13 protein-coding genes and 2 pseudogenes are annotated in these 14,004 nt (G+C 55.2%); 2 read left to right on the top strand and 13 right to left on the bottom strand.

Going from position 1 to position 14,004, the window contains the following annotated elements:
• The 8 genes and pseudogenes from B3873_RS01690 to B3873_RS01655 form a co-directional block, all read right to left on the bottom strand.
• Positions 1-572, bottom strand: a pseudogene (locus B3873_RS01690) (DDE-type integrase/transposase/recombinase); the annotation flags it as partial.
• A gap of 81 nt (positions 573-653) precedes the next feature.
• Positions 654-1,619 carry a hypothetical protein gene (locus B3873_RS01685; protein WP_286863710.1) on the bottom strand — a complete coding sequence of 322 codons (966 nt, stop codon included), beginning with the start codon at positions 1,617-1,619 and terminating at the stop codon, positions 654-656.
• Positions 1,620-2,319: 700 nt separating this feature from the next.
• On the bottom strand, positions 2,320-2,619 hold the full coding sequence (locus B3873_RS01680) for a hypothetical protein (RefSeq protein ID WP_286863709.1): 300 nt from the start codon (positions 2,617-2,619) through the stop codon (positions 2,320-2,322).
• 228 nt (positions 2,620-2,847) lie between these two features.
• Complete coding sequence (locus B3873_RS01675; protein WP_286863708.1) at positions 2,848-3,660, bottom strand: hypothetical protein; 813 nt, start codon at positions 3,658-3,660, stop codon at positions 2,848-2,850.
• Positions 3,657-4,757, bottom strand: a complete 1,101-nt coding sequence (locus tag B3873_RS01670; protein ID WP_286863707.1) for a ComEC/Rec2 family competence protein — start codon at positions 4,755-4,757, stop codon at positions 3,657-3,659. Before B3873_RS01670 ends, B3873_RS01675 begins: the two co-directional genes overlap by 4 nt.
• Positions 4,758-5,202: 445 nt before the next feature.
• On the bottom strand, positions 5,203-5,469 hold the full coding sequence (locus B3873_RS01665; RefSeq protein ID WP_286863706.1) for a hypothetical protein: 267 nt from the start codon (positions 5,467-5,469) through the stop codon (positions 5,203-5,205).
• Positions 5,470-5,647: 178 nt separating this feature from the next.
• On the bottom strand, positions 5,648-6,676 hold the full coding sequence (locus B3873_RS01660) for a hypothetical protein (protein ID WP_286863705.1): 1,029 nt from the start codon (positions 6,674-6,676) through the stop codon (positions 5,648-5,650).
• Between the two features lie 655 nt (positions 6,677-7,331).
• Positions 7,332-7,631 (bottom strand): hypothetical protein, encoded by a 300-nt coding sequence (locus B3873_RS01655; RefSeq protein ID WP_286863704.1) that lies wholly within the window; start codon positions 7,629-7,631, stop codon positions 7,332-7,334.
• A 185-nt stretch (positions 7,632-7,816) separates the two neighbouring features.
• On the opposite strand from B3873_RS01655, the gene B3873_RS01650 reads away from it, so the two are divergent.
• The gene (locus B3873_RS01650) at positions 7,817-8,314 is read left to right on the top strand and encodes a hypothetical protein (protein WP_286863703.1); all 498 of its coding nucleotides are present in this window, start codon (positions 7,817-7,819) and stop codon (positions 8,312-8,314) included.
• Positions 8,315-8,745: 431 nt separating this feature from the next.
• Here the strand turns inward: B3873_RS01650 and B3873_RS01645 are convergent.
• The 3 genes and pseudogenes from B3873_RS01645 to B3873_RS01635 form a co-directional block, all read right to left on the bottom strand.
• Positions 8,746-9,324 (bottom strand): annotated as a pseudogene (locus tag B3873_RS01645) (thymidylate synthase); the annotation flags it as partial.
• A gap of 162 nt (positions 9,325-9,486) precedes the next feature.
• Entirely contained in the window at positions 9,487-10,419 is a 933-nt protein-coding gene (locus B3873_RS01640; RefSeq protein ID WP_286863702.1) for a 3-keto-5-aminohexanoate cleavage protein, read from the bottom strand.
• Positions 10,420-10,472: 53 nt separating this feature from the next.
• Positions 10,473-11,258: an SDR family oxidoreductase gene (locus B3873_RS01635; RefSeq protein WP_121045303.1), complete on the bottom strand. Its 786-nt coding sequence runs from the start codon at positions 11,256-11,258 to the stop codon at positions 10,473-10,475.
• A gap of 375 nt (positions 11,259-11,633) precedes the next feature.
• Here B3873_RS01635 and B3873_RS01630 point away from each other — a divergent pair, with 375 nt between their 5' ends.
• Positions 11,634-12,275, top strand: a complete 642-nt coding sequence (locus B3873_RS01630) for a DedA family protein (RefSeq protein WP_034330216.1) — start codon at positions 11,634-11,636, stop codon at positions 12,273-12,275.
• A 202-nt stretch (positions 12,276-12,477) separates the two neighbouring features.
• Here B3873_RS01630 and B3873_RS01625 read toward each other — a convergent pair whose 3' ends face one another.
• Together B3873_RS01625 and B3873_RS01620 are read right to left on the bottom strand one after the other, a co-directional pair.
• Positions 12,478-13,596: an NADH:flavin oxidoreductase/NADH oxidase gene (locus B3873_RS01625; protein ID WP_286863701.1), complete on the bottom strand. Its 1,119-nt coding sequence runs from the start codon at positions 13,594-13,596 to the stop codon at positions 12,478-12,480.
• A gap of 97 nt (positions 13,597-13,693) precedes the next feature.
• On the bottom strand, positions 13,694-14,004 hold a 311-nt coding region (locus B3873_RS01620; RefSeq protein WP_286863700.1), incomplete at its 5' end, for an ATP-binding cassette domain-containing protein.

Here is a 14,004-nt window from a genome sequence, read left to right as displayed (position 1 = left end):
CGACATCGCTCGATGATGACCTGAGCTTCTCGAAGGGTGTAAAAGATTTCTCCGTTGAGCAGTTCGTCGCGGAATTTGCCGTTGAAGGACTCGCAGTATCCGTTCTCCCAGGGGCTTTCTGGTTCAATGTACAGCGTTTTTGAACCGACCGAAGCAAGCCAGCGCCGAAGGTTCTTGGCGACCATTTTCGGCCCATTGTCAGAGCGTAGATATGCTGGAACACCGTAGGCCACCATGGCCTCAGCCAGGATATCGATAACGTCATTACTGCGAATTTGCCTGGCCACGTGCAGCGCGAGGCAGCGACGGGTGAACTCATCGATGAGCACCAGGATTTTCAGAACACGTCCATCATGCGTTCTCTCCATGACGAAGTCCCAGCTCCAGACATGATTGGCATATTCCGGCCGCATTCGGATGCAGCTACCGTCGGCCAGCCACAGCCTTCCTCTCTTTGGCTGTTTCACTGGCACCTTCAAGCCTTCTAGTTTCCAGATACGCTCTACCCGAGAGCGACTCAGCTCCCAGCCTTGAGCTTCTGGCATGGCGTGGATACGCCGATAGGTGTGCCGGCATCGGACCAGATTTCGGTCGTTGGCAGTCCTTGTAGTTGCCCTTTTGGGGCGGCATTTAAGCTCAAAGGACAGCATCGGTTATAGCCACCGGTCTCCTCGTTTGGGTTGTGCAGTCTCGATGATTTTCCATCCTGCGTTAGCGTGTTCAAGCAAGGAATCAATCTTTGGGTGACCGTAAGTATTTTTTGCGCCGTACGAAACAACCGCTTTAAGATTCTTTGCCAATGGCGGTGGCGGATGGTCAGCGCCACGCCCGCCATGATGGGTGATTCCAAGGCCTAGAAGGTTCATGGTCGCAAAGGGAGATAAGTGTAAGTAGCCGACATCACCCGCGAGCAAATAGGCTTCATTCATCGTGCCAACACGAGCTGCATAGCCGCTGTTGTTCCTATCGCTGTAAGATGCGGTTCCTCGGAACAGTAGTACGTCGGGAAGGATTCCATAAGTTGCTGCGCTGATGAAGGTCAGATTTCCACCGACAAGTTTCTGGAGGCGCAGGCAATTCTTTCCAACCGCCTGGAAAGGCGCGTACCACTTTAGAGTTCTCAGTTGTGGGAGCTTGGTCACAGCTAGTGAGTAATGGTCGAAGTCCCAGTGCGATAGCGCTACAAAGCCCTCACCGTCATTAGGTACTCTCACGTGTTCTTTGAACACCTTGGGGAAGTCTTTAAGGTGGAAATAGACTGGCGCACCTACATCGTAGTAGCCAATGACGCGGTTGCTTTTTTCTGGGTTGTCGTGAATTGCCGCACAACTGGCATGGCCGACATCAAGAACTCTGACGCGATTCTTGGCAGAGCCAACGTTGTTATAGCTTGATGTTAGGCCGTAACCGTTATCCCATATGGCTTCTGGTGTAGATTCTTCAGAATTTGTGAGACCTAAACGTCCCGCTTCAGTCCACGAGAGAAGCTCGAAGTTAAGTAGGTAAAACTGTTCCGGTTGGCCAGCATAAGAATTAGTCGCATCTAGCTTTGTTATGCTTGGACCATCTGGCCTTCTACCAATTTTGATTTCTAGCCATGTGCCCTCAAGATAGTCCATGGATAGGGGCGCCGCAAGGCGGAGGAAATTCCAGACCTCGAGTCTCATGATGGCTAAGCCGTCATCAGACTCGCTAGAGCGACTAGGGTCGTTATGCGCCTCGTAGCTAATCGCATCAAGTACAAGTTGGACTCGGTGCCCATTTTCGTCTTCGGAGGCATTGACTGAATCTACGAAGGCATAGTACCTACCAACATAGTCCTCATTAAACTTTCGCTTTCCCATCTGCGTTCTTTCTGGTGTTTTTCGTTAGTGAGCTCTAGGATGGCACCAGGATGGAGCTGGCATCTTGGACGCGATTCAAAGTAGTGTGGAGGAGCTCGACAGCCTCGCGTTTAAAGAGTGCCTTTGCGAGTTTCGCATTTAAACGTCGATAGTATGTGTCCACTGACCACGGAAACTGCGTGCCAAGTAATCAACGAGGTTCTTGTCTCCATAGAATTGATTGCGGCCACCGGAATTGTAAGCGAGCGCTGACTGGTCCACTTGTAGCCCCGAATTCCGTGCAGCCTGGGTCAACTCGAACAACAGACCTGCATTGTCGCCATTGGTTGAGCGAGCATCGAAAACAGCAAAATTTATCCATCCTCCAGTTGTGGAGCGCTCTCTGAGATGGGCCATTCTTACTTTCATATTTTTCCTTTCGAGCTGGTTTGATAACTTTTTTGACGCTTGATACAGCAGGGGGAACTTATGGAATTCAGTTCCCCTTATCGTCGTTTGCCTTGGCGTTACGAGACTTATCGACGCCCCACGCAGCGTTTCCAATCTCTTCAATTTTTAAAAGGAACTTGTCGACATTCAGGCCGGCTATAAAGGCGAGGGCGTACAAACCGATGTCGTTTGATGCTTGGTCCTTAGATGCGTCCAGTATGAGTAGACCAGCCTTCAGGAATAGGTAGCTGATGCCGCCGCAGACGACGCTTGCAATCGGGCGAATGACATACCAAATGTACCAGTCGCTATCCCAGCGGTTATGAACACACTTGTTCAAATACACGCTACGAAGACAGTAAAGGACTCCACCAACTCCACCTACAGCTCCGCACCGCAGAATGAGAATGAGTGAGTCAGATACCCATGAAGGCACTTCAGGAGAGACTAGGTATAAGAGAAAGTACAGCAACGTGCCCAGGAACCCGAAGAGGTACACGCAGATAAATATCAGCCCCATTTTTTACCCATTACATGCGCCCCCGCGCATCCATTTCATCTACGGCAGTTGAACTTAAACAGTCGTAGTCTTTTTCTTAATCTTCTGAATCTGCGTCGTTTCGCAGCTTTCAATCAGCTTTTTCGCATATGAGAACGCGGCATCGCGCAGCGTACTTTCAGTGAAGTAGGTGGCCCAAATCAGCAGCATCACAAAAGAGACTAACAGAGAAATGCCATCCTCTCCGGAAAAGAATGCTTCGATGTTCGGGGCGTCGCTGATTCTGGACATAGATGTGTGAATGCCTTGGCGGACAAAAACCCAGGCGATACAAAGCACGCTGATACCCATTCCGAGCCAACGGAGTCCATACCCGTTGCGGCGGAAGCCATAAGAGATATTGTCTTTGAACAGCAGCGAAAAAACCTTGGTATCTCTGGTGGCATTGCGCAGCATATTGCATGCGGATGCATACATCGCATCGGCTTTGGTAGGCGCCGCTTGTTCGTCTTGTGCTGTAGGGAAAGGCATGCCCAAAGCTGTTGCCAAGATGGTGTGATAGCGGTTTTTTGAAACCTCATCGAAGCTGTCGTCCGAGTGGCGAAGAACCTGAGTTGTCGGCGTACCACCCCATTTCTTCCAGAGTGCCTGCTCCCTCGATTTGCCCAGTCGACGGGCAGCATCGGACAGGAAGAACAACAGCCCGCACGCGATAAACGCCCAAAGAATCACGCTGAGTAGGGTTGCCTTATCGTTGTACAAGGCAATAAGCATCACAGCAGGAGGCATCAGCGCGAGCAGCGGGGGTATCAACCGCGCCTGTCGCTCATAAGGGTCCGTTACTTGCTTGAGTGCCTGCGAAAACATGCTGGCGATGTCGATGCTCATTCCTCGACCTCGTAATAGAACGGTACGTGAGTAGCTGGCCGCCAGTTCGCCCGCGGAGACGTATTATGGCGCTGGCAAATTGCCTGGCCTTTTGTCTGAAAAACCTGGAAGCCTCGGCGATTGAAGGCATTCGTGACAACGCGTCGTGGATGTTTCGGTGCAAGTTTTGCAGCTGATACGAAAGCTACTTTGGTCGGTGTATCGCTCTGTTGAACCGCCTCACCGAGGAGGAGGTTGAGTGAGTCCGTCGATACGTTTCGACGGCTGCCATGGTGTGGAACTTGCACGAAGGTGACGTTCTTACCAAGACTAATCCCGTTGGTACTAGCAAACGCAGCTGCAGCCTTCAGGGATTCAACACCTGCATCTCCCGTCAGCAAAATTCCATCCTTTGCCGTTTGGGAAAATATAATGACACTGCTGTCATTTTCGGCCGAGGTTTCGACGTTTTCCGGAAGGTATTCTTCATTCCAGAGTGCCGCTGCGAGATAGCTAATTGCTGCCTGTACTTTGTCCGCTGCTTTGTCGAAGAGTGCATCCAGCGCTTCGGTAACACTTTCAGTCTTCTTCAGCTCAGGAGATTTCGCGAAGGCGGGGATGAGGTCATTTACATAGCGATGCTCACCGGGGGAGAGGACAGTGAAAATGCCGATTTTGGCGCCGGCAAATGGTTCGTACACTGGGATTTTGCGGTCATCAGCCGCTTTCTGAACTGCGTAGGCGGCAGACATCTTCTCCTGCAGGCGCTCTTTCAGGCTTTCATCAGTGATTCGCCCGTCATGGAAGAATCCCCGGATTTTTTCGCTGTGGTCCCAAGGCTTGTGCATCCAGACTTCTCCAACGCGCAGGTTTTCCAGGACGTGCAGAAGTCCGCCAGCATGGTCATTGTCTGGGTGGGAGTTAACGACGTAGTCGACATAGTCTGTCTTGTAGTGAGATTTGACGTGAGCCACCAAATCTTTCCCGTACGCGGCCGTACCGCCGTCATAAATCAAGACCTTTTGCCGGTCCCCTTCGAACCACTGGATAGCAATTGCGTCTCCGCTGCGCTCGCCTTCACCTACAGGCAGAAAGTCAATTTCGTATGCATTTACCATTTTGTTAATGCTCCTTGGTGTTGTTGTTTGACGGCAATTATCTATGTGTGTCTGCTAACTATAGGCAGTCAGCTCAGCAGTAGATAATGTGGTATTTTTGACCTTATTTTCAATAGGCGGGAATCAAAAATCTTTACGTTTTAACGTAAATTTTTAGTTAACCGTTGTGCTGTGGCAATTAAATTGCGTCGCTGGCTGCTAGTGCATCGGACGTATCGCTTTTAATGCTCATAAAAAAAGCCGCTCAATGGCGACTTAATTAGTTGTGCGAATTCAGTAAAGCTTCTTGAGCGGGGCAGCCTTCTAAATCAACAATAACCTTAATGGTCCAGGACCCTATCCAATTCCTACTCGCCACAGCATCTGGATTGGGGAATGCAAGTAAAACGGCGGCATTCTTTTCGAGGGCAAAGCCAGGCGTTGCTAGGTCCGGCTCGAGGCCGGCTTAGGTTTGTGCTTCATGTAGTTCTTCCTCACTGATGTATTTTTTCCAGGATTCATTTCTTTTAAGCTGGATTGCTAAAACGCGTAGGGTGCGTCCCGACAGTTTTTTCTCATCATCATAAATAATCCGAAGCCCTATTTTTTCGTAAAGAGCGCGTCGTCTTGCGTGGTCATCTGCAGCCATACTTGGCAATGACGAAGGACGGGCGCGCTTAATGTAGCGCAACTGGGTAGTGAGGCCCGTAATGATATTTGCCAGGGTATTCATCGCTGCCTAATTCATACCTGTCCTGTGAAGTGCTAAATAGGCGCCCAGATTTCTCTTAAATGGTGGAAGCGTGAGAAAGAATGTGTCAAACATCGTCGCAAATTTCGTCGAAAACTAGACTTAGTATGCCGAGAGAGTTGGGAGTAAAAGTCTATTTTCCGTTCGACAGCGACGTTGACTACTTATTTTCAAGGGCAAAAGATAGTCCCATTTTCTCAATTCTTTTGCGAATGTCTTCTGGCAGGTCTTTGAGGCTAATCTCTCCGGTGGTCTCTTCAGTGGTTTCCGACAATTGCATGTACGCGACATCTTGTTCTTTGACTGCCGTGGATCTCGACAGGTCAATCTGTCTGGTGCTGGATTTGCCCATTTGGCCCGGCAGGAAATACATACGGGGAATCTGATGTTCCTCCATTTTCTCGTAGTCGAGTAACTTGTCTTTCGCTCCAAACGGCACGTTGAAATAGAACAGGAAATTCCTGAATGCTATTGCGCAAATCAGGTTTGGATTTTTCTTTTTATCACCCGTGCGTTTGAACAGAGCAATCCAAATATTAGGGATAGGATTCTCGCCTGGAACAAAGGTCTCGCTAATCTTCAGCGCGGACTTATTGAATTTCCCCGGAAGCTTATTGAATCTGACCCAATCAAAGCACTGTTGATAGTTTTTTAAATCAGCCTCTGGTAAAACCGCCAACGCCATTTTTACAAAGCACTTATAGACCTGCAGCGGAACGTAGGTGCTCTTCTGTGAGTTGAAAGAGAGGATGTTGCGATTTTTATCAATTGCGACGAATTCTGAATCACGCAACTCGATGGAAAGATGGTTCTTACCAATTTTCTCAAGGCGTTCTCCATTCTGTGTTTTGTGTGCGGGAACTCCGTTTTTTGCTACGACGCCAGTCGTAGTTCTAGCAATGCCAAGAAAGTTCGCCAAGTTATTCTCAAGTTCCTTGTCGAAAGCAACATTGCAACCATCGCATTCATCTAATGAGAACAGGTACTTGTTCCCAATGAGTTCGGGTAGGGCGTGAGCAATCTTCTTGAAAGTAACCTCTCCTTCTACTTTTCCGCAGTACCTGCACTTACCCGCTTTCCCCAAGAGGATTTTCTCTTCTAGTTGATGGTGTACTAAAACCTTGAACCCTTCTGGTGCGAATAGCATTGAGATATCGCCTATTGTTGATGTTTGAAGTGGAAGCTCCATAGCGAGCCTTATGAGCATTTCTGGCTTTGATTGTAAGGGACGCCAGAATCTACAAACTTAACGATAGTCAAGATTTCATCAGTTTAGAGGGCCAATTACAGTAAAGAGGTCTCTGAGAACGCTACTGCACCTATGTGATGCAGGCCGTAGGCGCTATGCACGCAACCTGTCTACTTTCGTTTCGCTACAGGACGTCGCGGTCGACTTCCGCCATCACCCCTCAGTTCGAAATATCGCAGCGTGGTGGATAGCGGGCGATGTCCTAGCAAAGTTGAAAGTTTCAATAGAACTGTGGTGACGTGAAAACGAGACTCAGCTATCTTTCGAGTGCCAAACTTCTTTATCTGAGCCCAGTCCTTATAACCAGCCTCGTGCGCCACTTGGTCATGCGTAGCAATTGGAGATATATCGGTGACACGTGCAATAGTCTTCGCACGTTTCTTGAGCCGCGTAACCGCGGGAAGAGAAAGGATTTCTGGCATCTTCAAGCTCCAAAGAAGATTCTCGGCACGCCCACACCCGAGAACTCTGGATTGAAATTGCCAACAAGGAGCGAAACGTTGCCATGAAACGGCCTTGCTCAGTGGGAGGGCTGGCCGACGCTAGGCGGCACTGTGCAGACAACACATGTTGGGCTAGGTCATGTAAAGCGGCGCTATTCTGTGACCTTCGCGCGAGGCTTGAACACGCGCTTGCGCTGCTTCACTTTTCTCGTGACGACGACGGGATTGAGTACCTCTGGCGCCGCCGAGAGCAGCCAGGAGAACCGGTCCATGCCCGTCATGACCAAAACGAGCGTCCGCAGTGAACTTCCATTTCCGTTCTCCAAATTTCGTAAGGTGCGTTCGCTGATGCCTGCGTGCGCCGCAAACGTAGCTTGGTCCATCCGCAACAAATTGATGCGGAAACTCTTCACGCGTGCTCCCAGTAACGCTTCTTTTTCTTCAGGAGACATTTCTAAATGCTCCTACGATGTGGCGTATCCTCCACGACTTTGACGGATGTGCGGCCTGGCTAAGCGACAGAATATTGCCGTTTTTTGGGCGTTGTGCGCAGTACCGGCAAGAATTTTCCGATAGTGTCGAGGAGGGGAGATTGTGACCGATTGAGTGAGATGAGCTCTCCTGCAATAATTGCGGCATGAGCACTCGCACACGTGAAATTTTCGATGCAATCCACCGGGCGCAGGCCAGCGGACGACAGGTCCTGGCGCTTTCGAGGGCAGATGCGGAACAACTGCCGCTGATTGAGGGCGTCGCTATGATTTCCATCACGGCACCCGAGCGGGCACCAGCGCAACTGCCGGAGTATCCCTTTCTCCTAAGGATGAGCTTTGCTGATGTCGATTTCTTGTCTACGGACCTTTCAGAGCGAGCAAAAGCCAAGCTTCCTGATGCTATGACGAAGCGGCAGGCGACTGCGATACTGGACTTTTCAAAGTCGCTCCCAGATTCAGTCAGAACACTATTGGTCCACTGTGAAGGTGGTCTTTCGCGAAGCTGCGGGGTCGCGGCAGCACTGGGCGAAATATTCAAGTTCGACGTCGAAGAGCGGCGCCTCGGTGATGCGAATCCAAGCGTGAAGAAATTGCTTTTACAGGAGGCCAAAGGATACGAGCTGGGACGGCGCGGCCGGTAAGTAAACCCAAAACATTGCAAGCATGAGCGATTTTCATTATCGCGTGGGAATAGCGGTTCGACGGATTTTGTCCGAGTGTATGGCATCTGGAAAGGCAAAAGGCAAGCCATTAGTCTGGCGAAAGGTGGCATTAGTGGGGTACATCAGAAAATAATTCTACGAATTACGTAGATGTAGGGCAAGCCAATTTTTCGGCATTTCTCTTCGGAAACTCCAGAGCTTAATTAAATTGCGGAGGTGACGCTGAGAAAGCTGGTTCGCAATTAACACAGTAGCTGGGCGCTAAGCTGAAAAATTGCCTGGTATATATGAACGGCAGAGAATCAAAAACAGCACCGTCGTGTGGATAACGTTTCCCACAACAAAAAACCAAATTAGTGACGCGTAGCGCCGGACTGAGCTGTGGGAAAAAATTTGCTTGGCGCAAAAAAATGCCAGGCGGGCAGGGCGATTTCATCCAGCACCGCGCAGTTCCAGCCGTGGAACAGGATGCGGCGGCTGCCGGGATTCTTGACGATGGTGTCCAGGCACTCGCGGAGCTGGTCCACGGCCTTGTAGAGCAGGACCTTTTCCACACCGTTGTCCTGCAGCGAGGAGACGATGGCAAAGCCCTTGGCACGGGCCGCGTCGATCTGTGCGGTGTGCGCAGCGTCGATCAGCTTGTAGGCCGGCCATTCGCGCCACTGCACGCCATACACCGGGCCCAGGTCATCGGTGCCGGTGCGGAACGGATTGGCCAGCCAGTCGGCGTTTTCGTTGGCGTTCTGGTCCCAGACCTTGCAGCCCAGCGCGCGGAAATCGGCCGCGCTGCGGGTGGCGCGCAGGAAGCCGCACAGTTCGCCCACCACCGACTTGAAGGCCAGGCGCTTGGTGGTCACTGCCGGAAAACCCTTCTGCAGGTCGAAGCGCATCATGGCCCCGGGAATGCTCAGGGTGCGGATGCCGGTGCGGTTGTCTTGCCAGGAGCCGTTGGTCAGCACGTCCTGGATGAGGTCTTGGTATTGTTTCATTGCAATGTTCGGGAGGCTGGCCGGGAGGCCAAAGGATGGGGGATTGTAGCCTATCGACGGCCCGAACATCTGTTGCCACAACAGCTTGTCATCGCAGCAATATGAAGAAAAACACCGGAGGCGGTCGCCCGCTCCGGTGTCATCAATGGGGCCGCGCCTGCCTCAGAATCCGACGTTCTGTCCGCCCTTGAGCTGCAGCATCGCGCGCGCCTCGTCGGGCGTCGCCACCTGCAAGGAAAGCGCCTCGATCACGGTACGGATGCGGCGCACCTGGTCGGCATTGCTTTTGGCCAGCTGGCCGGGGCCATCCCAGAGGGAATCTTCCAGCCCCACGCGGGTATGCCCGCCCATGGCGGCGGCCATGGTGGCAATCGGGATCTGGCCGCGCCCGGCACCCAGCACCGACCAGAAGTAGGCATCGCCGAAGAGGCGGTCGGCGGTGCGCTTCATGTGCATGACGTCTTCGACATCGTTGCCGATGCCGCCGCGCAGGCCGAAGACCGACTGGATCAGGAAGGGCGGCTTGATCAATCCACGGTCGATGAAGTGCGCGGCCGTGTAGAGATGGCCGATGTCATAGCACTCGATCTCGAAGCGGGTCTGGTTGGCGCTGCAGGATTCGAGGATGTAGGCGATGTCCTTGAAGGTATTGCGGAAGATGCGGTCATCGGAGCCGGCCAGGTAGGGCTGTTCCCAGTCGTAGTTGAAATCCTTGAAGCGGTTCAGCATTTCATACAGGCCGAAGTTCATCGAGCCCATGTTCAGCGACGCCACTTCCGGCTTCAACTGCAAGGCCGGTTGCAGCCGCTCTTCCACCCCCATGGTCGGCGCGCCGCCCGTGGTGAGGTTGATGACCACGTTGGAGGCAGCCTTGATCTGCGGCAGGAATTTGCGGAAGGCGTCCGGATCCTGCGTCGGTTTGCCGTTCTCTGGATCGCGCGCATGCAGGTGCACGATGGCCGCGCCGGCGTCGGCAGCGGCCAGGGCTTCGTCGCGGATCTGCTCGGGCGTGACCGGCAGGTAGGGCGACATCGAGGGGGTATGAATGGCACCGGTAATGGCGCAGGTGATGATGACTTTGCGAGGCTGGGCCATGGGGCTAGCTCCTGAAAAGATGAAGGAAAAGGAAAGAAGGCCGTTGCGCCAGCTCAGGCCAGCGTTTCCACGTTGCCGCACACCGACAGGCTCTGGCCGCTGATGGCCGCGCCGGCGGGCGAGCAGAGGAAGAGGATCTGGTTGGCAATATCCTGGGCGCTGACCATGCGCCGCAGGGAGACCTTGGAAAGCAGCCGAGCGCGCATTTCTTCATGTTCGATGCCGTACGCCGCTGCCTTGGCCGCCACGATGCGCTCCTGGCGCGGCCCTTCGACGATGCCGGGCAAGACGGCGTTGACGCGGATGTTGGACGGCCCCAGTTCGATGGCCCAGGTCTCGGTCAGGCCGATGACGCCATACTTGGAGGCCGAATAGGGTGTGCGCAGTGCAAAGCCCAGCCGACCGGCCACCGAGGAAATGTTGATGATGGCACCGCCGCCGTTCTGCTTGAGCATCGGCACCGCACGCCGGGTGCAGAGGAAGGGGCCCGTCAGGTTGATGGCGATGGTCTGGTCCCAGTCGGCCGGGGCGATGTCTTCCACCGGCAGGGTGGGCCCGGCGATGCCGGCATTGTTGACCAGCACGTCCAGCCGTCCATCCCAGCGAGAGGCCAGGTCGGCGAACATGGCATCGACCTCCTCGGGCCTGGCCACGTCAGTGCGGCTGAAACTCACCGCTGCGCCTGCCAGGCGGGCACGGGCATCGGCCAGGAAAGCCTCATTGATATCGCAGACATGCACTTGAGCGCCTGCTTTGATGAACGTTTCTGTAATTGCGAGGCCGATGCCCTGGGCACCGGCGGTGACGATCACTTTCTGGTCCTGCAGATTCAGTTCCATGGGTTTGTCTCCTGAGGGGTTCATCCGGCCCGGATGCCAGCGCTGGCTGGTCTTGTCGTGGTGGGGCGGTCGGGTGCGGACGACTGTAGTAGAGCCGGACCGGAGCGTCAACGACAGCATCCTGACCAGCGGCTACCGATGGAATCGGCCGATCCCGCCGCCAGAGCGCATGGGAAGCGGGCTGGCGCACAGCGGCGACGAGGGTGGGACGCGGACAGGTGAACAGATTGCGCCGCAGGGAAAAACTTTCATCAATCCCCTGGGAAGGCAGGTGGGCAGGGCGTCGCTGCGGCGCTGCATCAAAATTCACGGGAGCGTGGCAGGCTGTTGGTACAATGCCCACTTTTCGCCACTTCCCCTCTTTCACACAGGCTTATGGATATCCTTCTGTTCCTGGTCGATTTCATCGTCCACATCGACCGTCACCTGGCCGAACTGGCCGTTTCCTATGGACCCTGGCTGTTCCTGATCCTGTTCCTGATCATCTTCTGCGAAACCGGCCTGGTGGTCACGCCCATCCTGCCGGGTGATTCACTGCTGTTCGTCACCGGTGCATTGGCTGCTACCGGGGCTTATGACATCCACCTGATGCTGCTGACCCTGATCGTGGCCGCCATCCTGGGCGACAGCACCAACTACCAGATCGGCAAGATGCTGGGGATCAAGGTGTTCGACAAGCCGAACTCGCGCATCTTCAAGAAGGAATACCTGGAGAAGACCCATGCCTTCTTCGAGAAGCACGGCGGCAAGGCCATCATCATTGCCCGCTTCGCCCCCATCGTGCGCACCTTCGCGCCCTTCGTGGCGGGTGTGGGTGCGATGACCTATTCGCGCTTCTTCCTCTACAACGTCATCGGCGGCATCGCCTGGGTGGCCAGCTTCGGCTATGCCGGCTACTTCTTCGGCAACCTGCCCATCGTGAAGAAGAACCTGAGCCTGTTGATCGTGGCCATCGTGATCCTGTCGATCCTGCCGGGCATCATCGAGTACTTCCGCCACAAGCGCCGTCCGGGCTGATTGCTCCACCGACGTCAAGGCAATGAAAAATGCCGGTCAGCGAAAAGCTGATCGGCATTTTTCATGGGCGGCGCTCTACATGCCGTTCGTCCTGAGTAGATCCACCAGGATCGTATCGAAGGCTTGGCTACCTTGCGGCAGCCACGTCTTCGATACGCCGCCTTTGGCGGCTACTCAGTCCGAACGGTTGATGAGGCGCGCTTTATTCCTCTTTGCGGCCATATTGCACATCCGGCCGCAACGGCGTCTTGCTGGACGCCGCCCGCACGTATTGCGGTGGCCACGCCACGTCTTCGCGCAATTGCTGGGCGGCATGCAGCGGCCAGTAGGGATCGCGCAGCAGTTCGCGCGCCAGCAGCACCAGGTCGGCCTGGCCGGTCCGCAGCACGTGCTCGGCCTGGATCGCTTCGGTAATCATGCCGACCGTGCCGGTGGCGATGCCCGTTTCGGTTTTTACACGCGCGGCAAAGCCGGTCTGGTAGCCAGGGCCGACAGGGATGGCCGCCGAGGGCAGGTTGCCGCCCGTGGAGACATCGACCAGATCGACACCCATGTCACGCAGGCGGGCCGAGAGCGCGACCGTGTCATCGGCGTTCCAGCCGCCTTCGGTCCAGTCGGTGGCCGACAGGCGCACCAGCAGCGGCAGCTCGGCAGGCCAGACGGCGCGGGTGGCTTGCACCGTTTCCAACAGGAAGCGGATACGGTTCTCGAAGCTGCCGCCATATTGGTCGGTACGCTTGTTGCTCAGCGGCGAGAGGAACTGGTGACCCAGGTAGCCGTGCGCACCGTGCAGTTCGATCACCTTGAAACCGGCAGCCAGCGCGCGACGGGCGGCGTCGGCAAAGGCCTGTACCAGCGCGGCGATCTCTGCCGCGCTCATGGCATGCGGTTCGGTATAGGTCGTGTCGAAGGGCAGGGCCGAGGGTGCCTGTGGCAGCCAGCCACCTTCGGCCACCGGCACGCTGCCGGCCGGGCCATCCCAGGGGCGCAGGGCGCTGGCCTTGCGCCCGGCATGGGCCAGCTGGATGCCGGGGACGGCACCCTGCTGTTCGATGAAACGGGTAATGCGGCGCAGGGGCGCGACGTGCTCATCCTTCCAGATGCCGAGGTCGGCACTGGTGATGCGGCCTTCCGGGACGACCGCCGTGGCCTCCATGATGACCAGGCCGGCTCCGCCCACGGCGCGGCTGCCCAGATGCACCAGGTGCCAGTCGTTGACGAAGCCATCCTCGGCCGAGTACTGGCACATCGGCGAGACCGCGATGCGGTTGGGCAAGGTGACCCCGCGCAGGGTCAGCGGCGAAAACAATTGACTGCTCATGCAAGAACTCCTGTCATGTCGTGGCATCGGGACGATGCCGAGATGCGCAGTCTAGGGGATTTCCAAAAAGTGCGTCGGCACCCCCCCGCGTGTTGCCTTATTGCGTCTCGAACTGCAATGCCGCCAGGCTGGCGTAGAGCCCATCGCGTGCCACCAGTTCGGCATGGGTGCCGGTCTCGACGATGCGCCCGTGTTCCAGCACGATGATGCGGTCGGCCCGCTGCACGGTGGCCAGGCGGTGCGCGATGACCAGGGTGGTACGCCCGACCATGGCGGCTTCCAGGGCGCTTTGCACCAGGCGTTCGGATTCGGCATCCAGCGCGCTGGTGGCCTCATCCAGCAACAACAGCGGCGGGTTCTTCAGCAATGCGCGGGCAATCGCGATGCGCTGGCGCTGGCCGCCGGAGA

Origin of the sequence: Herbaspirillum sp. UBA812, assembly GCF_002296545.1 — a bacterium.
Taxonomy (GTDB): domain Bacteria; phylum Pseudomonadota; class Gammaproteobacteria; order Burkholderiales; family Burkholderiaceae_D; genus Herbaspirillum; species Herbaspirillum huttiense.
This window is presented reverse-complemented; position numbering and strand designations above follow the sequence as displayed.

Bases quoted from the DNA above. Each gene is read 5' to 3' on its own strand.
- B3873_RS01670 (WP_286863707.1), bottom strand. From the start codon at position 4,757: ATGGTAAATGCATACGAAATTGACTTTCTGCCTGTAGGTGAAGGCGAG.
- B3873_RS01685 (WP_286863710.1), bottom strand. From the start codon at position 1,619: ATGGACTATCTTGAGGGCACATGGCTAGAAATCAAAATTGGTAGAAGG.
- B3873_RS01655 (WP_286863704.1), bottom strand. From the start codon at position 7,631: ATGTCTCCTGAAGAAAAAGAAGCGTTACTGGGAGCACGCGTGAAGAGT.
- B3873_RS01660 (WP_286863705.1), bottom strand. From the start codon at position 6,676: ATGGAGCTTCCACTTCAAACATCAACAATAGGCGATATCTCAATGCTA.
- B3873_RS01630 (WP_034330216.1), top strand. From the start codon at position 11,634: ATGGATATCCTTCTGTTCCTGGTCGATTTCATCGTCCACATCGACCGT.
- B3873_RS01650 (WP_286863703.1), top strand. From the start codon at position 7,817: ATGAGCACTCGCACACGTGAAATTTTCGATGCAATCCACCGGGCGCAG.
- B3873_RS01640 (WP_286863702.1), bottom strand. From the start codon at position 10,419: ATGGCCCAGCCTCGCAAAGTCATCATCACCTGCGCCATTACCGGTGCC.
- B3873_RS01635 (WP_121045303.1), bottom strand. From the start codon at position 11,258: ATGGAACTGAATCTGCAGGACCAGAAAGTGATCGTCACCGCCGGTGCC.
- B3873_RS01625 (WP_286863701.1), bottom strand. From the start codon at position 13,596: ATGAGCAGTCAATTGTTTTCGCCGCTGACCCTGCGCGGGGTCACCTTG.
- B3873_RS01665 (WP_286863706.1), bottom strand. From the start codon at position 5,469: ATGAATACCCTGGCAAATATCATTACGGGCCTCACTACCCAGTTGCGC.
- B3873_RS01675 (WP_286863708.1), bottom strand. From the start codon at position 3,660: ATGAGCATCGACATCGCCAGCATGTTTTCGCAGGCACTCAAGCAAGTA.